Genomic DNA, 21312 nt, shown 5'->3' with positions numbered 1-21312 from the left:
ATGGATTTCACGCCGACGGAGGATCAGGCGGCGGCCCGCGACCTCGCCGCACGGATCTTCGGCGACCTCTCCACCCACGACCGCCTGTCGGCCGCGGGGACCGGCTCCGATGCCACGCTGTGGAAGACGCTGTGCTCGGCGGGGCTCGTCGCCGCGGTGACGGACGTCGGCCTCCTGGGCTTGGTGCTCCTGCTGGAGGAGCAGGGGCGCACGACGGCACAGGTGCCGTTCGCGGCGAGCTGTGTGTACGGGCTGCTGGCGGTGGCGGCACATGGGTCGCCCGAGCAGCGCGAGCGGTTGCTGCCGGGGATCGGGGACGGTTCGGTGGTGGTGAGCGGGGCGTTGCCCGCCCAGGGAGGTGTAGGGGCCGGCGCGCGCGGCGGGCTGAGCGGCACCGCGCCGGTGGTGCCCTGGCTCCAGGACGCCACGCATGTCCTTGTCGCGGACGACCGGCGGCGGCTGTGGCTGGTGCGGACCGCCGACGCGCGTTGCGAGCCGGTGGAGCTGACGGCGCCCTGGTCGGCCGGGCGACTGACACTGGACGGGACACCGGCCGAGCGGCTCGGCGGGGACCATGACGGCGCCGGTCACGAACGTGTCGATCACGAACGTGTCGATCACGAACGTGTCGATCACGACCGCATCGATCACGATCTGATCGATAACGACCACATCGATCAGGTCTACGCGGACGTGGTCGCCACCGCACGTACCGCCTTCGCGGGGTTGCAGGCCGGGGTGTGCGCGGGGTCGCTGGCGCGGGCGGTGGCGCACACGAACACCCGCGAGCAGTTCGGGCGCCCGCTCGCCGCCAAGCAGGCGGTGCAACTCCGGGCCGCCGACGCGTACATGGACACCGAGGCGATACGGCTGACGGCGTACGAGGCGGCCTGGCGGCGCGACGAGGGCCTGCCGTACGCCGCTCAGGCCCTGACCGCGGCCTGGTGGGCCTCGGAAGCGGGGCAGCGGGTCGTGCACACGGGCCAGCATCTGCACGGCGGAGCGGGAGCCGACCTCGAGCACCCGGTCCACCGGCACTTCCTCTGGGGGCGCCAGCTGGACGCGTACCTGGGGTGCGGGAGCGAAGTGCTCCAGGAGCTCGGGGAGTTGATCGCGTACGGGGAGGTGGAGAGATGAAGCGCGGTGAGGAGCTGCCGCCGCTGGAGATCGAGGTCACGCGCACGCTGATCGTCGCCGGGGCGATCGCGTCCCGCGACTACCAGGACGTGCACCACGACGCGGAGTCCGCACGGCGGAGGGGCTCCCCCGACATCTTCATGAACATCCTGACGACCAACGGCCTGGTCGGGCGGTACATCACGGACCACTTCGGCCCGGGCGCGGTCCTCCGCAAGGTGGCCATACGCCTCGGTGCCCCCAACTACCCGGGCGACACGATGGTGCTGACCGGCACGGTCGTGGAGGTCGAGGGCGACACCGCGACCGTGAAGGTCATCGGGGCGAACGGCATCGGCACCCACGTCAGGGGAACCGTGACGGTCACCGTCCCACCCGGGAGCGCGTCATGAGCGTACGGACGAGAGACAGCCTCGGTGGGCGTGCGGCGATCGTCGGGATCGGGGCCACCGAGTTCTCCAAGGACTCGGGGCGCAGCGAGCTGCGGCTGGCGGTGGAGGCGGTGCGGACCGCGCTCGACGACGCGGGGCTGAGACCGGCGGACGTGGACGGCATGGTCACGTTCACGATGGACACCAGCCCGGAGATCACCGTGGCGCAGGCGGCCGGGATGGGGGAGCTGTCCTTCTTCTCGCGGATCCACTACGGGGGCGGCGCGGCATGCGCGACGGTTCAGCAGGCCGTGCTCGCGGTGGCGACCGGGGTGGCCGAGGTCGTGGTCTGCTACCGCGCGTTCAACGAGCGGTCGGGCCGCCGCTTCGGCTCCGGAGTGCGGCACCGGGAGCCGTCGGCGGAGGGGGCGGCGCTGGGCTGGTCGCTGCCGTTCGGGCTGCTCACCCCCGCGTCATGGGTGGCGATGGCGGCCCAGCGCTATCTGCACACGTACGGGCTGACCCCGGAGGCGTTCGGGCAGGTCGCCGTCGTGGACCGCAAGCATGCGGCGACGAACCCGGCGGCGTACTTCCACGGCAGACCCATCACCCTCGCCGAGCACGCGGCCTCCCGCTGGATCGTCGAACCCCTGCGCCTGCTGGACTGCTGTCAGGAGACGGACGGCGGCCAGGCGCTGGTGGTGACCTCCGTGGAGCGGGCGCGTGACCTGCCGCGTCCGCCCGTGGTGATCACGGCCGCCGCCCAGGGGGCGGGTCGCGCGCAGGAGCAGATGACCAGTTTCTACCGGGACGACCTGACGGGGCTCCCGGAGATGGGAGTGGTGGCCCGGCAGCTGTGGCGGACGTCCGGGCTGGCCCCGGCGGACATCGACGTGGGGATCCTGTACGACCACTTCACCCCGTTCGTGCTGATGCAGCTGGAGGAGTTCGGCTTCTGCGGGCCGGGCGAAGCGGCCGACTTCGTGGCAGCCGAGCGACTTCCGCTGAACACGCACGGGGGGCAGTTGGGGGAGGCGTATCTGCACGGAATGAACGGCATCGCGGAAGGGGTACGACAGCTGCGCGGCACGGCCGTGAACCAGCTACCCGGAGCCGCCCGGGCCCTGGTGACGGCGGGCACCGGTGTCCCCACGTCGGGGCTGATTCTGGGGGTGGACGGATGAACGGGGTGCGGGGCTGACGACTGCGGGCGGGGCGAGGTCTCAGGGGTGAACCCTCAGGGGCTGGGGACCGCTCGTCCACCTTCAGGAGGTGGAGCCGGCCCCCTTCCTACAACCTGAGGCGGACACCGCTTCGGGACCTGCGGCCGATCCGCCGGAACAGGGGGCGAACCTAGCGTGGAGCCATGACCACACCCGTCTGCACCAGCGCTTCGAACGCGGCGACGCGGATCCTCCCGTACCCGTCGTTCACGTCGTACGTGAAGGCCCGGCAGCCGGTGCTGCTGCGTACCGCCCGGTCGCTGACCGCGAACCCGAGCGATGCCGAGGACCTGCTGCAGACCGCGCTGGCGAAGACCTATGTGGCCTGGGAGCGGATCGAGGACCACCGGGCGCTCGACGGCTATGTACGCAGGGCGCTGCTGAACACGCGGACGTCGCAGTGGCGGAAGCGGAAGGTCGACGAGTTCGCGTGCGAAGAACTGCCGGAGCCGGAGGGCGTCACCGCCGGTGATCCGGCCGAGCAGCAGGCGTTGCACGACGCGATGTGGCGCGCGATCACGAAGCTGCCCGCGCGCCAGCGGGCGATGGTGGTCCTGCGGTACTACGAGGACTTGAGCGAGGCGCAGACGGCCGAGGTGCTCGGGGTGTCGGTCGGCACGGTCAAGTCGGCGGTCTCGCGCGCGCTGGGCAAGCTCCGTGAGGACCCGGAGCTGGAGCCGGTTCGCTAGGCCGTTCCTTCCGTGGCTGTTCGTCCTGCGGTTTGTCCAGCGCATCGGTTGTTCATCGCTGCGGCTGTTCGTCGCGTCACATGCCCTGATCGATCATCCCGGGGAGTAGTGACATACCGCTCGGTATGTGCGCAGAATCAGCGGCAACCCTTACTACCGCGTAGGCAATGTCGCCCCGGGAGGACACCGTGCTGAGCACGATGCAGGACGTACCGCTGCTGATCTCGAGGATCCTGACCCACGGGTCCACGATCCACGGTTCGTCGCAGGTGATCACCTGGACCGGCGAGGGCGAGCCGCAGCGCCGCTCCTACGCCGAGATCGGCGCCCGTGCCGCCCAGTTGGCGCACGCTCTGCGCGAGGACTTCGGCATCGTGGACGACGACCGGGTCGCCACGCTCATGTGGAACAACGCCGAGCACGTCGAGGCGTATTACGCGATCCCCGCCATGGGCGCGATCCTGCACACGCTCAACCTCCGCCTCCCCGCGGAGCAGCTGGTGTGGATCGCCAACCACGCCGCCGACCGGGTCGTCATCGCCAACGGCTCGCTGCTCCCGCTCCTCGCACCGCTGCTCCCGCACCTCAAGACGGTCGAGCACGTGGTCGTTTCGGGCCCCGGCGACCGTTCGCTGCTGGACGGGGCGAGCGTCCAGGTCCACGAGTACGAGGAGCTGATCGCCGGCAAGCCGGTCTCCTACGACTGGCCCGAGCTGGACGAGCGCTCCGCAGCGGCCATGTGTTACACCTCCGGGACCACCGGCGATCCCAAGGGCGTCGTCTACTCCCACCGCTCCATCTATCTGCACTCCATGCAGGTCAACATGACCCAGTCGATGGGCCTGACGGACCAGGACACCTCCCTCGTCGTGGTCCCGCAGTTCCACGTCAACGCCTGGGGTCTGCCGCACGCGACCTTCATGACCGGCGTCAACCTCCTCATGCCGGACCGCTTCCTCCAGCCCGCGCCGCTCGCCGAGATGATCGAGAGCGAGCGGCCGACGCACGCCGCCGCCGTCCCGACCATCTGGCAGGGCCTGCTCGCCGAGCTGCACGCCAAGCCCCGCGACGTCTCCTCCCTCACCCAGGTCACGATCGGCGGCTCGGCCTGCCCGCCCGCCCTCATGGCGGCCTTCGACAAGCTCGGCATGCGCGTCTGCCACGCCTGGGGCATGACGGAGACGTCCCCGCTGGGCACGGTGGCCCGGCCGCCGGCCCATGCGGTCGGTACGGACGAGGAGTTCGCCTACCGCCTCACCCAGGGCCGCTTCCCGTCCGGCGTCCAGGCGCGCCTCAGCGGCCCCGGCGGCGAACGGCTCCCCTGGGACGGCGAGTCCGCCGGTGAGCTGGAGGTGCGCGGGCCGTGGATCGCGGGCGCGTACTACAACGGCCCGGACGCCGAGCCCCTGCGCCCCGCCGACAAGTTCAGCGAGGACGGCTGGCTCAAGACGGGTGACGTCGGCACCATCAGCCCCGACGGCTTCCTCACCCTCACCGACCGGGCCAAGGACGTCATCAAGTCCGGCGGCGAGTGGATCTCCTCGGTCGATCTGGAGAACGCGCTCATGGCGCACCCGGACATCGCCGAAGCCGCCGTTGTCGCCGTTCCGGACGACAAGTGGGGCGAACGCCCGCTCGCCACGGTCGTGCTGAAGGAAGGCGCCACCGCCGACTTCGCCACGCTCCGCACCTTCCTCGCCGACGAGGCGAAGATCGCCAAGTGGCAGCTTCCCGAGCGCTGGACGATCATCGAGTCGGTGCCCAAGACGAGTGTCGGCAAGTTCGACAAGAAGGTGCTGCGCAGGCAGTACGCCGAGGGCGAGCTGGACATCACGCAGATCTAGCGGTGCGAGTACGTCGACGGGGGCGCTGTTTCACGTGAAACAGCGCCCCCGTCGACGTAGGTGTGAGGTCATTTCATCGCCCGGCGGCCGTCAGTTGGTGCCGATCCGTGCGAGCAGGTCCACGATCCGCTCCTGCACCTCGGTGCTCGTCGAGCGCTCCGCCAGGAACAGGACTGTCTCGCCCGAGGCCAGGCGCGGCAGCTCGGCCTGATCGACGGCGGCCGTGTAGACGACGAGGGGCGTGCGGTTCAGCTGGCCGTTCGCCCGCAGCCAGTCGACGATTCCGGCCCGGCGGCGGCGTACCTGCATCAGGTCCATCACCACCAGGTTCGGCCGCATCTGCCCGGCCAGGGTGACCGCGTCCTCGTCCGACGCGGCCCGCGCGACCTGCATACCGCGCCGCTCCAGCGTCGATGTGAGTGCCAGCGAGATCTCCGCGTGCTCCTCGATGAGCAGCACCCGCGGCGGATGCTGCTCGGAGTCCCGCGGGGCCAGCGCCTTCAGGAGTACGGCGGGGTCGGCGCCGTACGCCGCCTCGCGTGTCGCCTGCCCGAGTCCCGCCGTGACCAGGACCGGAACCTCGGCGGCCACCGCTGCCTGACGCAGCGACTGGAGCGCGGTACGCGTGATCGGCCCGGTGAGCGGGTCGACGAAGAGCGCGGCCGGGAAGGCGGCGATCTGCGCGTCGACCTCCTCGCGCGAATGCACGATCACGGGCCGGTAGCCGCGGTCGCTGAGCGCCTGCTGGGTCGTCACATCCGGTGCGGGCCAGACGAGCAGCCGACGCGGGTTGTCCAGCGGCTCCGGGGGCAGTTCGTCGTCCACGGGCCGGGGATGGGGCTGGTCGGCGATCTCGACGGCACCGCCGGGGCCGTCGAGCGGCTCGGGGCCTTCGTCGGCGTTCTTGTCCGGGGCTCCTATGGCGTACGACCGTCCGGCGCCGTCGGTGGCCCCGGCCGGCCGGGCCTGCGGGGACTGGCCGGCCTGCGGTTGCGGCCGGGCCGCGTTCTCCGGGCGCTCGGCGGCGGGCTCGGGAGGGGTGCCGAGCTTGCGGCGCCGACCCGAGCCGTTGGTCTGGTGCGGCGGAGGCGTCGGCGTCTGGGACTGGGGGCGCGGCTGGGCCTGGGCGCCGGGCTTGTTCTGCGCGGCCGCCTGACGCGCGAACGGTACGCCCTGCCCGAGGGTACGCACGCTGATCGCGCGCCCCTGGGTCGAGTTGGGGTCGATGGGCGCGGCGGCCTCGGCGGGCAGCGGCTGCGCGGCCCGGGGCTGAGCGGCGCGCTCCGGCGGCAGCGGGGTGCCGGGGGCGGGCGTGGCTGTGGGCTGCGGTGCGGCGGGAGGCTGCTGCCCGGCCACGAGGGGCGTACCGGCGCCGGACGTGGCGTGGGCACCCGCGGGCCACGGTTGCGGCTGCGGGGCTGCGGCGGGCTGGGGAGCCTGGGGAGCTGGGGTGGGTCCTAGGGCGGGGTCGGCGCCCGAGGGAACGCCGCTCACGGATCCGTCGGCGGCGGGCGGGACCTGCGCGGGCACGGGCTGACCAGGGACAGGCTGACCGGGTGCGGGCTGTGCCTGCGGGGCGGGGGCGAGCTGCGCCTGGGCCGCCTGCCCGGACTGCGAGGGAACGGGTTGGCCAGGAGCGGCCTGCGCCGGAAGACCCTGGGCGGCCGCGACCTGCCCCGGAGCGACCTGATGGGGAATCGCCTGGCCAGGACCGGGCTGGCGCGGACCGGTCTGGCCCGGCACGGGCATACCCGCCGGTGCGTCCGCGCCACCCGGCACCTGGCCCTGACCCTGACCGGGAACCGGCTGGCCGGGTGCTGCCTGGGCCGGCGTCGGCTGCCCCTGGGCCGGCGTCGCTGCCGGACGGGCCCGGCGGCGGCCGCTCGGTGTGGCTACCGGATGCGGCTGCGGCGGAGTGTGGTCGTCGGCCGGATCGTGCGCCATCGCGTCGTGACGGCCTTCGTCGGCCTGATCATGGCCGTCGGCAGGGGCGGCCTCGGCGCCGACAGCCTGGACTCCGACTCCGACTCCGACTCCGACCCCGACGCCGGTCTCCGCGTGCGGTAGGCCGGCGTCGTACTCCGGCCCCCGGTCCGCCTCGGCCGGCGGCAGCGCGAACACCTGTCGGGGGCCCAAGTCCGGGGAAGCGGCGCGCTCGTTGGCGGCGGCCAGCGCACGCCGACGGCGTCCGGTCGGCTGCGCCGCGCCATTCGCGTCCTCGGGCACGCCGGCTCCGGAGCCGGCGCCGGCTCCGGTCCCGGCTCCGGAGGGAGCCGCGGGAAGCGCAGCAGGCAATGCCTGTCGTTCGTCGCCCCGGCGGGCACGTCGGCCCGAGGGCGTGGGCACGCCCTGCGGTGGCACGGTCTGGCCCAGCCCGGTGGCGGCGGTCCCCGCCGCGTGCTCGGCCGCCGTGACGACCGCGCCCTCGGCGACACCTTGAGCCACGCTCTGACCGAGCCCGTCCGCGGCGTCCGAAGCGGCGCCCTCGACCGGGCTCGGCCGCCCACGGCGTCGCCCGGTACCGCCGGAAGGCCCGGCGTCTTTGTCGTTCTCGGCCTCGGACCCCTGAACCGGGACCGACACCTCGTCGGCCGCCGGCCCGTCCGCCGCGCGCCGCCTGCGCCGCCCGGTGGGCGCGGCCGCGCCCGTGTCCGAGGAGGTGGCGGGAACAGCGCCCGAAGGGGAGTCGCCCCCCACCTCACTCTCCAGGAAGGCATCCACGGACGACCGCCGGGCCCGCCGCCGCCCGCCGCCCTGCTGCGAGGCCTGCTCGGGCAGAGCCACCTCGGCGCCGGTCACCACACCGGCCGACGCGTCGGCCGCCACAGGGGGCGCAAGAGCGGGTACCGCGCCCGGCGCGACCGTCCCCGCGCCGCCGCCGATCGGTACTTCGAGGACGTACGCGTTGCCGCTCATCCCCGGCACCTCGTGCGTCTGCAGCACACCGCCGTGGGAACGCACGATGCCGCGGACGATCGGCTGGTGCACCAGGTCTCCCCCGGCGTACGGCCCGCGCACCTCGATGCGTACGACCTCGCCGCGCTGCGCCGCCGCCACGACCACGGTGTTGTCCATATAGCCGCCGGCCGAGACGGGCGAGTTGCCCGTCGAGTCGACACCGGCGACGTCGGCGATGAGATGCGCGAGCGCGGTCGCCAGCCGCTGCGGGTCGACCTCGGCCTCGATGGGCGGCGCGTGCACGGCGAACTGGACGCGCCCGGGCCCGATCAGTTCGACGGCACCGTCGACACCGGCCGCCACGACCGCGTCGAGCATCGTCGTCGTACGGACGAGATCGTCCTCGCCGGAGTCGAGGCGCTGGTAGCCGAGGACGTTGTCGACGAGCGTGGTGATACGCGAATAGCCCGCCGCGAGGTGGTGCAGCACCTGGTTGGCTTCGGGCCACAGCTGCCCGGCGTCGTCGGCGGCGAGTTTCGACAGTTCACCGCGGAGCTGGTCCAGCGGACCGCGCAGGGACTGGCCGAGCACGGCGAGCAGCTGCTCGTGCCGCGCGGTGAGTACCTCGTGGCGGTCCTTCTCCCGCTCGCCCAGGGCGGCATAGCGCTCGTCGCCCGCCGCGAGTTCCTCCTCGTGCAGCTCGCGCAGCTCGGTGAGCTCGGCGGTGTGCTCCTCGCGCAGCCGCTTGAGCTCCTCGTCGTGCTCCTCGGCGATCCGCGCGAGTTCCTGCTCGTGCTGCTCCTCGGCCTTGTCCTTCTCCTCGGCGAGGGTGTCGTACGGCCGCCGGTCGGTGAAGGTCATCACGGCGCCGACGAGCTGGTCGCCGTCGCGTACGGGCGCGGTCGTCAGGTCGACCGGCACCTTGTCCCCGCTCTTGGACCACAGCACCTGCCCGCGCACCCGGTGCTTGCGCCCGGAGCGCAGGGTGTCGGCGAGCGGGGACTCCTCGTACGGGAAGGGCTCGCCGTCCTCGCGGGAGTGCAGCATGAGCGGGTGCAGTTCCTGGCCGCCCAGATCGCTGGCCCGGAAACCGAGTATCTGCGCGGCGGCGGGATTGACGAGGACGATCCGCCCGTCGGTGTCCGTACCCACCACGCCCTCGGCGGCGGCACGCAGGATCATCTCGGTCTGGCGCTGCGAGCGGGCGAGTTCGGCCTCGGTGTCGACGGTGCCGGACAGGTCGCGTACGACGAGCATCAGCAGTTCGTCGCCGGTGTAGCCGTAACCGTCGTAGGCCTGCTGCCCGTTCTCGAGGTTCGCGCTGGTGACCTCGACCGGGAACTCGCTGCCGTCGGTCCGCCGGGCCACCATCCGGGTCGGCTTGGTCCGTCCGCGCGGGTCCATGGAGTCGGGCCGGCGCATGGAGCCCGGGATGAGCCGGGAGTCGAACTCGGGCAGCAGATCCAGCAGCCCGCGACCCACCAGGGCCGTACCCGGGGTCTCGAACGCCTCCAGCGCGATGGTGTTGGCGTTGACAACGGTCCCGTTGGCGTTGACCAGTACCAACGCGTCGGGGAGCGCATCCAGTATGGCTGCGAGGCGAGCAGCGCCTCGGGATGGCCTGCTGCTCACGAGTCGCTTCCTCCCTGTTACTGCACCGTGCTGACCGCAGAGGCCATCTTGCCAATCGGCCCGCAGCGTGTCACGCGAGGGAGTCTACGGGCAGTGGTTGCGCTCGCGGCGCCGGATGAGAGGGAGGTCGCACGCAGAAGACCCGCAGAACCTGTGACCACGCAGGTCGCCCCGCCGAACCCCGACTTCATCCGGGACCGGACCGTGACCGCACCGTGCCCCGCCACGAGACCCGCGTGCCCGGTCGAACGCAGGTCGGAGTGCCGCTACGGACGGAGCCCGGACTGCCGCTACGAGCGTGGCGAACGGAGGTCGGGCAGGAGGGGGACGAGGTCGTTCCAGCGGGCGATCTGGCAACCGTCGCTGCGGTCGTACGTCGCGTTGACGGGGCGCCCGGCCCAGGTGCCGGTGACATACGCGGTGGCGGGGCCGCCGTACTGCATCGTGCAGAGGCCGTCCGGCGCGACCGGGGAGAAGGGGTCACGGCCCCAGATGGTCCGCCGGTCGAGCGTGCCGCAGGCACCGCCGGGGTCCGGGTGGCTGCCGCCGCCGGGATGACAGCGCAGCCGGTACGTCCCGTCGGCACGGCCCGCGTGGCTGACGGTGACGGTGAGGTGATCGCCTACCTCGTCGCCGCGGACCGGCGCCGGGGGAAGGGGGAGACCCTGGGCGTACGCGGTGGTGGGCGCCGCGTACGCGGCGAGGGCGGCGACGGTGAGAAGAACGCCGCGTGGGGTGTGCGTCGAGAGCTGGAACATGGCCTGACTAACGGCGCGGAGGCCGGGCGGTTGCGCGACCGGGGAACGTCGCGGGCACTCCGGTTGCCCGGCCGCCGGGCCGGGAGCCTCCCGGAACGATGCGGACTTTGCTCTGTGGGCCGCCTGCCTAGTACCGTAGGGGGCGATTGGTGACACCCCACTCGGCTGTGTCATCATCTGCACGCACCACTCGCGTCTCGCGCGGGCGGTTGTGCGGGAGGCGTCGCCTAGTCCGGTCTATGGCGCCGCACTGCTAATGCGGTTTGGGACTTCAATCCCATCGAGGGTTCAAATCCCTCCGCCTCCGCAGCAAGATCCGAAGCCCCGGTCCAGCTGGACCGGGGCTTCGGCGCGTCTACGGTCATCATCACGCCCCAGAACACGTTTGCGCAGGTCGCAAGGGGTGCGGCAAACGGATTTCACATGGCGGCGGCAGTCATGTAATGTTCTTCCTGTCGCCGCGAGCGGGTCGAAAGAACCGGGAGCGAAACGACAGCAGGACAACAAAACAAGCACTCGTAGCTTAACGGATAGAGCATCTGACTACGGATCAGAAGGTTGCAGGTTCGAATCCTGCCGAGTGCACACAGATCAAAGGCCCCCTGAGATGATCTCAGGGGGCCTTTGACGTCAGCGGTTGATGTCAGTCGCTGATATCAGCGCGGCTGGAAGCGCCGAGGGGTGTAGTTCTTCTGGGGGTGCTACCTCACCCGCTGGCAGCCGTAGGGCCAGGAGCTCGGGCGGTGCTTTATGGCCCGTCGGGTGTTCGGGCCGTAGACGCCGTCATCCTGGGTCCCGGCCTGGTGCTGCGCGTACTTCAGTGCGTCCCTGGTGGAGGGGCCGAAGATGCCGTCGGCGACGATGGTTGACCCGTAGCACCTTCGAAGCGTGCGTTGCAGAGCCAGGACGCCGTCGCCGCGGTTGCCGAGGGCGAGCTGGCAGTCCACTCCCGACTCGGAGGCGGGAACGAAGGCGTGCTGGTAGTTCTTGGCGCGGTCGCATGTGCCGGCGGCGTTCGCGGCGGTGGCACCGACAACGCTGACGCCGCCGAGGGCACTGGTGAGGAGCACAAGCGCGGCAGCAGCCCGTGTGATCTGGTTCGGCATCGTGGCCTCCCTGGGTGAGACCTTCAGTCCAACCGCATGAAGCAGGTCGGGGCAGAGCGCGGTGCCGGGCGCGCGGGGTACACCGGCGGCGCCCGCAGCGGGAAGCCGGGGCAGGTTCCGAGAGCTCCCACTCCCGCCGTGCAGGCCGACAGGTGGGCGCACACCTTTCGCGCCGTCAGTACTCCCACGCGCGGGCAGACCGGCGGAGGTGGCGGAGGTGGCAGCCGATGGGGGTGGATACACCATGAGAAGCGGTGTCGTCTGAAATATCCAAAAGAACGGTGATGTCACATCTCGCCGGTGCCACGGTGGGGTGTGACATGGACAAGGTTCACGCCGCTCCTCGGCGTCGTGCTCGGTGTGGTTGTGTCGTCGTTGGCCCAGTACTCACTCGGACGTGCGTCGGAGCGGGCCGAAGTGCGACGGAGTGCTCGTGAGCGCGCCGAGGCGCGCCGTAACGAACGCGTCACCCATCTCATCGACTTCCTGGCCGTCGTGCAGGAAGCCGAACGGGTCGCCGTAGACCGCTATCACCACCATCTGGCCGACGAGCAGTGGCAAGCACGGCAGATGCAGGCTGTCGACAGGATGTGGGTGGCGCAGAAGACGATTCACATGCTGTGCGCGTCCGAGGTCAACGCGGCGGCCCGTCGTCTGGCGTACGACGTTCAGGACGTGATCAGAAAGGGTCCCGAGGATCCGGGAGAGCCGCAGGACGAGAAGGTCTGGGCATACATCCGTCCCAGCCGAAAGGCGTTCCTCGATGTGGTGCGCGATCACTTGAAGTGAGAGCGGGCTCGGCGCGGGCGGCTCGGTGCGGGCGGGATGGCGGCCGGCGTTGTCAGTGGTGCCGCCTAATCTCGTGAGGGATGGCACAGGCGTGGAGATGTACGGGGCTGCGGTGGAGCGGCGACGGGGCTGTTCTGGTGTGGGAGGGCGGGGTGCGGAGTGCTCTGCCGCGGGGGAAGCGGGTGGCCTTTGGGGTGGTGACGGGGGGTGCGCGGACGTGTGTGGGAGCACGGGGGCACGCGTGTCCCGTGCGGGCGGCCGTGTCGGGGCGGAGCGCGGGGGCGCGGTGCGAGGAGTGTGCGCGGCTGGACCGGGCGCACTCCGTGGCCGCCGACACCCTCGCCGATGATCCGCGGCCGTACCACGTGTATCTCGCGTGGTTCGGGACCGGCATGGTCAAGGTGGGGATCACGGCGGTCGAGCGCGGGTCGGCGCGGTTGTTGGAACAGGGGGCCGTCTGCTTCAGCTGGCTGGGGCGCGGGCCGTTGATGGCCGCGCGGCGGGCCGAGGAGTTGCTGCGGGCCGCGCTCAAGGTGCCCGACCGGATTCCGTACGCCGACAAGCGGGCGGTGCGGGCGGCGTTGCCCGGGGCCGGGGAGCGGGGCGCCGAGATCGCCGGACTGCATGCGCGGGCGGTGGTCCTCGACGGATGGCCGGAGTCCTTGGAGCGGGAGCCGTTCCAGGTCGTCGACCATGAAGAGGCGTTCGGGCTGGAGGGCCTCCCGCCCGCCGACGGCGTGGTGAGTGAGCTCGTCGCGGGCGGTGCGGTGGGCGGTGAGGTGCTCGCCGTCGCCGGACCCGATCTGCATCTGGCGACCGAGCGGGGCGTCATCGTCCTCGACACGCGGCTGATGACGGGGTGGGAGCTGACCGCCGGGGACACCGGATTCACCGTGCCCGTGCGGGAGTTCAGGGAGGCGACCGTGCAGGACGGGCTGTTCTGAGGGGAGTTTCCTTGGGCCCTTCCTCGGTCCTTCTCTCGTCCTTCCCTCGCTCCGGAGTGATGGTCAAGAGTTGGATCCCTCTTGGATCCCTTTTGGAAAGGCGCTGGACCGCGGGTGAAATCGGGGCCGATCGTGGTGACATGAGCGATCACCGCGTTGCACCTGTCGGAGGAGCGTCTCCCGGCGGTACACCCGCCGCCCCCGCCCCCGTCCCTTCCCCAGCCTCCGCCCCTTCCCCAGCCTCCGCCCCCACCCCCACCCCCGCCCACGAACCCCCTTACTACTCCGTCATCTTCACCTCCGTACGGACCGAGGGGGACAACGGATACGGGGAGACCGCCGAGCGTATGGAGGAGCTGGTCAAGGAGATTCCGGGGTTCCTCGGGGCGGACATGGCGCGTACGCCCGGTGGGCTCGGGATCACCGTCGCGTACTTCCGGGACCTGGACGCCGTCGAGGAGTGGCGGAGCCACCTGGAGCACCGCGCGGCGCAGCAGTACGGTCGAGCCCACTGGTACGAGAGCTACACCCTCCATGTCGCCAAGGTCGAGCGGAGTCACAGTTTTGAGCGTGCGCGGGAGCGGTAGCGGGACTGACGGAACCGGCGAGGAGATCCTTGCCGTACGCCGGTTCTGGGAGCGCCTCGGGCTTCCCGGCCTCGTCGACGTCCACACCCACTTCATGCCCGAGCGCGTCCTGCGCAAGGTCTGGGACTACTTCGACGGGCTCGGCCCCCTGACCGGCGGGCTGGAGTGGCCCATCACCTACCGCTCCGACGAGGACCAACGGCTCGCGACCATCAGGGAATTCGGCGTCCGGGCCTTCACCGCCATGCTCTACCCGCACAAGGCCGGCATGGCGCGATGGCTCAACTCCTGGGCCGTCGACTTCGCCCGGCGTACCCCCGACTGCCTGCACACGGCGACCCTGTTCCCGGAGCCGGGTGTCGAGGCGTACGTGCTGGAGGCCGTCGAGCAAGGCGCCCGTGTCTTCAAGGCCCATGTGCAGGTGGGGGCGTACGACCCCGCCGACGAGCTGCTCGATCCGGTCTGGGGACTGCTCGCCGAGGCCGGGGTCCCGGTCGTGATGCACTGCGGATCGGGGCCCGCGCCCGGCAAGCACACCGGGCCGGGACCGGTCGCCCAGGTGCTCGCCCGGCATCCCCGGCTGCGGCTGGTCGTCGCGCACCTGGGCATGCCCGAGTACGAGGACTTCCTCGACCTGGCCGAGCGGTACGGGGAGGTCCGGCTGGACACGACCATGGCGTTCACCGACTTCAGCGAGCGGCTCGCGCCCTTCCCCCGGGGGGCCCGCCCCCGGCTCGCCGGCCTCGGCGACCGCATTCTGCTGGGTACGGACTTCCCCAACATCCCCTATCGGTACGTCGACCAGCTGTACGCCCTGGAGCGGCTCGGGCTCGGTGACGACTGGCTCCGCTCGGTCTGCCACGGGAACGGAGCGCGACTCTTCGGGCTCGCGCAGCCGCAGGAACTCTCATGAACCCTCATAGCCGCACACGCCTTCCCAGCCCACGCACAGACTGTTCATGAGGAGAGCGGGTGCCCTCGGTCACTCCCGCTCCGCGTGGAGGGACCATGGGCCCCGGAATTCCGGCGGATCGGACAAGTTTTCAGGTGTTTCCTGAGAGGCGCCTGTGCGTTTCTTAGGAAAATCACAGGTTCCAGAAAGCGTTCTCTCAGGGGGCCCCGACATGGTGTCCACCATGACCACGACCTCGCCCCAGGGGCGCACCGAACTGCTGAGGCCGGACGGGAGCCCCGTCCGAGTGCTTGTGGTGGACGACGAACTGTCGATCACCGAACTGCTGTCCATGGCCCTTCGCTATGAGGGCTGGCAGATCCGCAGCGCGGGCGACGGGCAGGGTGCGGTGCAGACCGCGCGCGAGTTCCGTCCCGACGCTGTCGTTCTCGACATGATGCTGCCGGACATGGACGGCCTCACCGTCCTGGGGCGCCTGCGGCGCGAACTGCCCGACGTGCCCGTCCTGTTCCTCACGGCCAAGGACGCGGTCGAGGACCGGATCGCGGGCCTGACCGCCGGCGGCGACGACTACGTCACCAAGCCGTTCAGCCTGGAAGAGGTCGTGGCCCGGCTGCGCGGGCTGATCCGCCGCTCCGGTGCCGCCGACCGGCGCTCCGACTCCATGCTCGTCGTCGGAGACCTCACCCTGGACGAGGACAGTCACGAGGTGTCGCGGTCCGGGGAGAACATCCACCTCACCGCCACGGAGTTTGAACTCCTGCGGTTCCTGATGCGTAATCCCCGGCGTGTACTCAGCAAGGCGCAGATCCTCGACCGGGTGTGGTCGTACGACTTCGGCGGCCAGGCCAACGTCGTCGAGCTCTACATCTCGTACCTGCGGCGCAAGATCGACGCCGGGCGTGAGCCGATGATCCACACCCGACGCGGAGCCGGCTACCTGATCAAGCCCGCGGTGTCATGAGCGGACGACGACGACCGCGTACGCAGCGGCGAGGGCGAGGACGACAGCCGCGCACGCTGCGGACGCGGCTCGTCGTCTCGGCGGTGGCGCTCATCGCCGTGGTGTGTGCCGTCATCGGCACGGTGACGACCATCGCGCTGGACCAGCATCTGGACGAGCAGCTCAACGGCAAGCTGCACGAGACCGCCATGCGCGCGTCCGGCGGCGCCAAACCGCCGGGCGGCAAAGTCCCGGACCACGGCCCCGCGGGGGACGCGGTGGAGCAGCAGTCACCGAGCGCCCGGCTCACCAGCTTCGTCCAGCGGGGAGGTCCGCAGGTCAAGACCATGGCCGCCTACCAGGACAGTGGCGGGACGGTCGTCAAGGCGGTCGTCGCCGAGTTCAAGTCGTCCGACACCGCCGGTCAGAAAATGGACGCCGGCACACTCGACGACGCGCAGACGGCGGCTCTCACCTCGGTGCCGAAGAGCGGCACGCACGACGTGAACATCCCGTCGTTCGGGGAGTACCGGGTCGAGTACGTTGCCAGTCCCGACGGAAAGGGTGGGTACTACGTCGCCCTCCCCACCCAGGACGTCACCAACACCATCAACACCCTGATCCTCGTCGAGGTCAGTGTCACCGCCGCCGGTCTCGTCGCCGCCGCCATCGCAGGATCCGTCCTCGTCGGTGTCGCCCTGCGCCCGCTGCGCAAGGTCGCCGCCACCGCCACCCGTGTCTCCGAACTCCCGCTGCACACCGGCGAGGTGACCCTCAACGAGCGGGTCTCCGAGTCCGAGACCGACCCGCACACCGAGGTCGGCCAGGTCGGCGCCGCCCTCAACCGCATGCTCGACCACGTCCACGGCGCCCTCCAGTCGCGCCAGCAGAGCGAGATGCGCGTACGGCAGTTCGTCGCGGACGCCAGTCATGAGCTGCGTACCCCCCTCGCGTCGATCCGTGGATACGCCGAGCTGACCCGCCGCGGCCGGGAACAGACCGGTCCCGACACCCGGCACGCCCTCGGGCGGATCGAGTCCGAGGCCGGCCGCATGACCCTCCTCGTCGAGGACCTCCTCCTGCTCGCGCGGCTCGACGCCGGCCGGCCCCTCCAGTACGAGCAGACCGACCTCGTACCCCTTGTCATCGATGCCGTCAGCGACGCCCGGGCGGCCGGGCGCGACCACAACTGGCGGCTCGAACTGCCCGACGAACCGGCGCTGGTGTCGGCGGACGCCGCCCGTCTGCAACAGGTCCTCGTCAACCTGTTCGCGAACGCCCGCACCCACACCCCACCCGGTACGACCGTCACCGCGCGCGTCCACCGGCACGGGCCGTGGCTGTGCGTGGACGTCCAGGACGACGGACAGGGCATCCCGCCGGATCTGCTTCCCCATGTCTTCGAACGGTTCGCGCGAGGCGATTCGTCGCGCTCCCGTTCCTCCGGGTCGACCGGACTCGGGCTTGCCATCGTGCAGGCCGTGGCGGCCGCGCACGGCGGCGCGGTGACCGTCGACAGCGTCCCGGGCCGCACCGTGTTCACCGTGCATCTGCCGGCGCTTGCCCCCGAAACAAACTGGCAATCGCACTCACAGGCACAGCACAGCGCCACCACATGGGTGCAACAGGCCGTTTGACGAGAGTCGTTCGCATGCGAACCGACTCTTCTCCCGGCAACCTGCCGGCGCGGGAGCACCTCCCGGCCGGAAACGCCGGTACGCCTGTCCTGGACGTAGTGATCCCCGTCTACAACGAGGAGAAGGACCTCCAGCCATGTGTGCTCAGACTGCACGAGCACCTCGCGCGCACCTTCCCGTACGCGTTCCGCATCACGATCGCGGACAACGCTTCCACGGACACCACCCCCCAGGTGGCCGCGCGGCTGGAGGCGGAGATTCCCGAGGTCAAGTCCTTCCGGTTGGAGCAGAAGGGGCGCGGCCGGGCGCTGCGCACCGTCTGGTCCGCGTCGGACGCCCCGATCCTCGCGTACATGGACGTCGACCTGTCCACCGACCTCAACGCGCTGCTGCCGCTGGTGGCGCCGCTGATCTCGGGTCACTCCGACCTGGCGATCGGTTCCCGGCTGTCCCGCTCGTCGCGTGTGGTGCGCGGCGCCAAGCGGGAGTTCATCAGCCGTACGTACAACCTGATCCTGCGGGGTTCGCTGCAAGCCCGCTTCTCCGACGCGCAGTGCGGCTTCAAGGCGATCCGCCGTGATGTGGCTCAGGTGCTGCTGCCCCTGGTCGAGGACAGCGGCTGGTTCTTCGACACCGAGATGCTGGTGCTCGCCGAGCGTGCCGGACTCCGGATCCACGAGGTGCCGGTCGACTGGGTCGACGACCCGGACTCGACGGTGCACATCGTGAAGACCGCGACCGACGACCTCAAGGGGGTGTGGCGGGTAGGAAGGGCTCTCGCCACGGGATCGCTGTCGCTGGACCGGCTCGCCCGGCCCTTCGGGGACGACCCCCGCGATCGTGAACTGGCCGACGTGCCCAAGGGCCTGGCCCGCCAGCTGGTCGGATTCTGCGTGGTCGGCGGTCTGTCCACGCTCTTCTATCTGCTGCTCTACAGCGGCTTCCGTTCGTTCACCGGCTCGCAGATCGCCAACGCGCTCGCCCTGCTGGTCTCGGCGGTCGCCAACACGGCGGCCAACCGGCGCCTGACCTTCGGGGTACGCGGCCGGGGCGGCGCCGTCCGCCACCAGGCACAGGGCCTGGTCGTCTTCGGTATCGGACTCGCCCTCACCAGCGGCTCGCTGGCCGCGCTGAACGCGGCGACCTCCAGCCCCGCGCACGCCACCGAGCTGGCGGTCCTCATCGCCGCCAACCTCGCGGCGACGGTCCTGCGGTTCCTGCTCTTCCGCGCCTGGGTGTTCCCGGACCGGCGCGACGCCGACGCGGAGTCGACCGTCGTCGCGTCCCACGCCCCGTCCTCGCCCACCTACTCGACGGCGCTTCCGCACCACCAGGGCCACCACCAGGGCCACCATCCGGGCCAGTACCAGGGCCAGTACGAGGGCCAGTACCAGGGCCAGCACTCGCCGCAGCCCCAGCGCCCCCCGGCGCCCGCGGCTCCGTACGACACAGCCCAGTTCCGCGCCGGCGAAGCCGCGGACCGTACCTGGGGGGACTCGACCATGCAGATGCAGGCCGTGCGCCCGCACGATCACGATCCGAGGAACGCACGATGACCACTCAGCCCGATACGACGTATCAGGGGGACGCGAGCCCCTCCTGGGGACCGCCGCCGAACAGTACGGCGGTGCGGGAACCCGCGCTTCCCGGCGCCCCGGCACCCGGATCCGGCGATCCCGAGCAGCCGTTCCTCCGCAGACTCTGGCGCGGCCGGCCCGAGGACCCGCGCTGGACGCGTCCCGCGTTCCTCGGCCTGCTGGCCGCCACCGGGCTGCTGTACCTGTACAACCTGAGCTCCTCCGGATACGCCAACTCCTTCTACTCGGCGGCCGTCCAGGCCGGCAGCAAGAGCTGGAAGGCGTTCTTCTTCGGCTCCCTCGACTCGGCCAACGCCATCACCGTCGACAAGCCCCCGGCCTCGCTGTGGCCGATGGAGCTGTCGGTGCGGATCTTCGGCCTCAACTCGTGGGCGATCCTCGTCCCCGAGGTGCTGATGGCCATCGCCACGGTCGCCGTGCTGTACGCGGCGATCCGCCGCCGGTTCAGCCCCGCGGCCGGTCTGATCGCGGGCGCGGTGCTCGCGCTGACCCCCGTCGCGGCGCTGATGTTCCGGTTCAACAACCCGGACGCGATACTCGCGCTCCTGATGACCGTCTCGGTCTACTTCGTGATCCGCGCCCTGGAGGACGGCCGCACCAAGTGGCTGCTCTGGGCCGGTGCCGCGGTCGGCTTCGCCTTCCTGACGAAGACCCTCCAGGCCTTCCTGATCCTTCCGGCCCTCGCCGCGCTGTACGCGGTCTGCGCGCCGGTGAAGCTGAAGAAGCGCCTGGGACAGCTCGCCCTCGCGGGTGTGGCGATGGTCGTCGCGGGCGGCTGGTGGGTCGCCATCGTCGAGCTGTGGCCGGCCTCCTCGCGCCCGTACATCGGCGGCTCGCAGAACAACTCCTTCCTGGAGCTGACCTTCGGTTACAACGGTCTCGGCCGCATCAACGGCGAGGAGACCGGCAGCGTCGGCGGCGGTGGCGGTGGCGGTGGCGGCGGCACCGGCCAGTGGGGTGAGACCGGCTGGAACCGGATGTTCAACTCCGAGATCGGCGGTCAGATCTCGTGGCTGCTGCCCGCCGCGCTGATCCTCTTCGTCGCGGGCCTGTGGCTCACCCGCAAGGCCAAGCGCACCGACCTGGTCCGCGGCTCGTTCCTCGCCTGGGGCGGCGCGCTGCTGATGACCGGCCTCATCTTCAGCTTCATGGCGGGCATCTTCCACCAGTACTACACGGTGGCCCTGGCTCCTTACATCGCCGCCCTGATCGGCATGGGCGCCACCGTCCTGTGGGAGGAGCGGACGAAGGTCTGGGCCTCGCTGACCCTCGCGGGCGCCGTCGTGGCGAGTGCGGTCTGGGGCTATGTGCTCCTCAACCGCACCTCGGACTACCTGCCCTGGCTGAAGTGGTTCGTCCTCGTCGGCGGCCTGGCCGGCGCGCTGGGCCTGGTCTTCGCGGCCAAGCTGGGCCGTCGGCTCGCTCTCGCGGCGGTCGGCCTGAGCTTCGTGGCCTCGGTCGCGGGTCCGACGGCGTACACGCTGAGCACGGTGAACACCGGTCACACGGGTTCGATCGTCACGGCCGGTCCGGCCGGCGCCGGCATGGGCGGCCGTGGTGGTGGTCCCGGCGGCGGCGGTGGCGGCATGCGCGGCGGGTTCCCCGGAGCCGGCCAGAACCAGCAGGGCGGCACCGGCAACACCCAGCAGGGAGGCGGTCCGCAGGGCGGCGGTCAGCAGGGCGGCGGCATGGGCCAGCCCCCGACCGGCGGCTTCGGCGGCAACCAGCAGAACGGCAACGGCAACGGCAACGCCCAGGGCCAGAACCAGCAGGGCGGCATGCCCGGCGGCGGTCAGACGGGCGAGCGCGGCGGCATGGGCGGCGGCATGGGCGGTCTGCTCAGCGGTGCCAGCGTCAGCTCCGCGGCCAAGAAGCTGCTGGAGACCGACGCCGACAGCTACACCTGGGCCGCGGCGGCCATCGGCGCGCAGAACGCGGCGAGCTACCAGCTCTCCACCGGCGACCCGGTGATGGCGATCGGCGGCTTCAACGGCAGCGACCCGTCACCGACGCTGGCCCAGTTCAAGGAGTACGTGGCGGACGGCAAGATCCACTACTTCATCTCCAGCGGCACGGGCGGCGGGATGGGCGGCAGCAGCTCCGGCACCTCCTCGGGGATCAGCAGCTGGGTGGAGAAGAACTTCACGAAGGTCACCGTGGGTTCGTCCACCTTCTACGACCTGACGAAGAAGTCCGGCAGCTGACCGTCTCCTGACGGTTCCCACAAGGCGGTCGAGGCGGTG

16 protein-coding genes and 2 tRNA genes are annotated in these 21312 nt (G+C 71.1%); 15 read left to right on the top strand and 3 right to left on the bottom strand.

The features are described 5' to 3' along the window. From GTY58_RS22035 to GTY58_RS22015, 5 genes are all read left to right on the top strand, one after another. On the top strand, positions 1–1137 hold the full coding sequence (locus GTY58_RS22035) for an acyl-CoA dehydrogenase family protein (protein WP_010985637.1): 1137 nt from the start codon (positions 1–3) through the stop codon (positions 1135–1137). Next, entirely contained in the window at positions 1134–1529 is a 396-nt protein-coding gene (locus GTY58_RS22030) for a MaoC family dehydratase (protein WP_010985636.1), read from the top strand. The genes GTY58_RS22035 and GTY58_RS22030 overlap by 4 nt, the downstream gene beginning before the upstream one ends. Then, a complete protein-coding gene (locus GTY58_RS22025) occupies positions 1526–2692 on the top strand; it encodes a lipid-transfer protein (RefSeq protein WP_010985635.1) in 1167 nt (388 codons plus the stop codon). Before GTY58_RS22030 ends, GTY58_RS22025 begins: the two co-directional genes overlap by 4 nt. A 182-nt stretch (positions 2693–2874) precedes the next feature. Then, a complete protein-coding gene (locus GTY58_RS22020; RefSeq protein WP_037647668.1) occupies positions 2875–3420 on the top strand; it encodes a SigE family RNA polymerase sigma factor in 546 nt (181 codons plus the stop codon). Positions 3421–3587: 167 nt separating this feature from the next. Then, positions 3588–5264 (top strand): long-chain fatty acid--CoA ligase, encoded by a 1677-nt coding sequence (locus GTY58_RS22015; RefSeq protein WP_010985633.1) that lies wholly within the window; start codon positions 3588–3590, stop codon positions 5262–5264. Between the two features lie 90 nt (positions 5265–5354). Here GTY58_RS22015 and GTY58_RS22010 read toward each other — a convergent pair whose 3' ends face one another. Beyond that, entirely contained in the window at positions 5355–9794 is a 4440-nt protein-coding gene (locus GTY58_RS22010) for a PAS domain-containing protein (protein ID WP_010985632.1), read from the bottom strand. Between the two features lie 290 nt (positions 9795–10084). Beyond that, entirely contained in the window at positions 10085–10552 is a 468-nt protein-coding gene (locus GTY58_RS22005; RefSeq protein ID WP_010985631.1) for an SSI family serine proteinase inhibitor, read from the bottom strand. 216 nt (positions 10553–10768) lie between these two features. Here GTY58_RS22005 and GTY58_RS22000 point away from each other — a divergent pair. Next, positions 10769–10859 (top strand) — tRNA-Ser (locus GTY58_RS22000). Positions 10860–11064: 205 nt separating this feature from the next. Next, positions 11065–11137: transfer RNA gene (locus tag GTY58_RS21995), tRNA-Arg, on the top strand. Positions 11138–11253: 116 nt separating this feature from the next. Here GTY58_RS21995 and GTY58_RS21990 read toward each other — a convergent pair. Beyond that, entirely contained in the window at positions 11254–11658 is a 405-nt protein-coding gene (locus tag GTY58_RS21990; RefSeq protein WP_010985630.1) for a peptidoglycan-binding domain-containing protein, read from the bottom strand. Between the two features lie 351 nt (positions 11659–12009). Here GTY58_RS21990 and GTY58_RS21985 point away from each other — a divergent pair, with 351 nt between their 5' ends. From GTY58_RS21985 to GTY58_RS21950, 8 genes are all read left to right on the top strand, one after another. Continuing rightward, positions 12010–12447 carry a hypothetical protein gene (locus GTY58_RS21985; protein ID WP_037647660.1) on the top strand — a complete coding sequence of 146 codons (438 nt, stop codon included), beginning with the start codon at positions 12010–12012 and terminating at the stop codon, positions 12445–12447. A gap of 80 nt (positions 12448–12527) precedes the next feature. Next, positions 12528–13391 carry a DUF2797 domain-containing protein gene (locus tag GTY58_RS21980; RefSeq protein ID WP_010985628.1) on the top strand — a complete coding sequence of 288 codons (864 nt, stop codon included), beginning with the start codon at positions 12528–12530 and terminating at the stop codon, positions 13389–13391. Positions 13392–13450: 59 nt separating this feature from the next. After that, positions 13451–13978 (top strand): antibiotic biosynthesis monooxygenase, encoded by a 528-nt coding sequence (locus GTY58_RS41695; RefSeq protein ID WP_338058989.1) that lies wholly within the window; start codon positions 13451–13453, stop codon positions 13976–13978. Beyond that, positions 13962–14891: an amidohydrolase family protein gene (locus GTY58_RS21970; RefSeq protein ID WP_010985626.1), complete on the top strand. Its 930-nt coding sequence runs from the start codon at positions 13962–13964 to the stop codon at positions 14889–14891. Before GTY58_RS41695 ends, GTY58_RS21970 begins: the two co-directional genes overlap by 17 nt. A gap of 223 nt (positions 14892–15114) precedes the next feature. Next, entirely contained in the window at positions 15115–15855 is a 741-nt protein-coding gene (locus GTY58_RS21965) for a response regulator transcription factor (RefSeq protein WP_037647813.1), read from the top strand. Further along, positions 15852–17471 (top strand): HAMP domain-containing sensor histidine kinase, encoded by a 1620-nt coding sequence (locus tag GTY58_RS21960; RefSeq protein ID WP_010985624.1) that lies wholly within the window; start codon positions 15852–15854, stop codon positions 17469–17471. Before GTY58_RS21965 ends, GTY58_RS21960 begins: the two co-directional genes overlap by 4 nt. Positions 17472–17485: 14 nt before the next feature. Next, positions 17486–19027, top strand: a complete 1542-nt coding sequence (locus tag GTY58_RS21955) for a bifunctional glycosyltransferase family 2/GtrA family protein (protein WP_010985623.1) — start codon at positions 17486–17488, stop codon at positions 19025–19027. Beyond that, positions 19024–21273 (top strand): glycosyltransferase family 39 protein, encoded by a 2250-nt coding sequence (locus GTY58_RS21950; protein ID WP_010985622.1) that lies wholly within the window; start codon positions 19024–19026, stop codon positions 21271–21273. Before GTY58_RS21955 ends, GTY58_RS21950 begins: the two co-directional genes overlap by 4 nt. The last annotated feature ends 39 nt before the right edge of the window (positions 21274–21312 follow it).

Source organism: Streptomyces sp. SID5469 (genome assembly GCF_009862865.1).
In the GTDB taxonomy this organism is placed as follows: Bacteria; Actinomycetota; Actinomycetes; order Streptomycetales; family Streptomycetaceae; genus Streptomyces; species Streptomyces avermitilis.
This window is presented reverse-complemented; position numbering and strand designations above follow the sequence as displayed.

Bases quoted from the DNA above. Each gene is read 5' to 3' on its own strand.
- GTY58_RS22025 (WP_010985635.1), top strand. From the start codon at position 1,526: ATGAGCGTACGGACGAGAGACAGCCTCGGTGGGCGTGCGGCGATCGTC.
- GTY58_RS21965 (WP_037647813.1), top strand. From the start codon at position 15,115: ATGACCACGACCTCGCCCCAGGGGCGCACCGAACTGCTGAGGCCGGAC.
- GTY58_RS21955 (WP_010985623.1), top strand. From the start codon at position 17,486: ATGCGAACCGACTCTTCTCCCGGCAACCTGCCGGCGCGGGAGCACCTC.
- GTY58_RS21950 (WP_010985622.1), top strand. From the start codon at position 19,024: ATGACCACTCAGCCCGATACGACGTATCAGGGGGACGCGAGCCCCTCC.
- GTY58_RS41695 (WP_338058989.1), top strand. From the start codon at position 13,451: ATGGTCAAGAGTTGGATCCCTCTTGGATCCCTTTTGGAAAGGCGCTGG.
- GTY58_RS21980 (WP_010985628.1), top strand. From the start codon at position 12,528: ATGGCACAGGCGTGGAGATGTACGGGGCTGCGGTGGAGCGGCGACGGG.
- GTY58_RS21990 (WP_010985630.1), bottom strand. From the start codon at position 11,658: ATGCCGAACCAGATCACACGGGCTGCTGCCGCGCTTGTGCTCCTCACC.
- GTY58_RS21960 (WP_010985624.1), top strand. From the start codon at position 15,852: ATGAGCGGACGACGACGACCGCGTACGCAGCGGCGAGGGCGAGGACGA.
- GTY58_RS22035 (WP_010985637.1), top strand. From the start codon at position 1: ATGGATTTCACGCCGACGGAGGATCAGGCGGCGGCCCGCGACCTCGCC.
- GTY58_RS22030 (WP_010985636.1), top strand. From the start codon at position 1,134: ATGAAGCGCGGTGAGGAGCTGCCGCCGCTGGAGATCGAGGTCACGCGC.
- GTY58_RS22015 (WP_010985633.1), top strand. From the start codon at position 3,588: ATGTCGCCCCGGGAGGACACCGTGCTGAGCACGATGCAGGACGTACCG.
- GTY58_RS22005 (WP_010985631.1), bottom strand. From the start codon at position 10,552: ATGTTCCAGCTCTCGACGCACACCCCACGCGGCGTTCTTCTCACCGTC.
- GTY58_RS22020 (WP_037647668.1), top strand. From the start codon at position 2,875: ATGACCACACCCGTCTGCACCAGCGCTTCGAACGCGGCGACGCGGATC.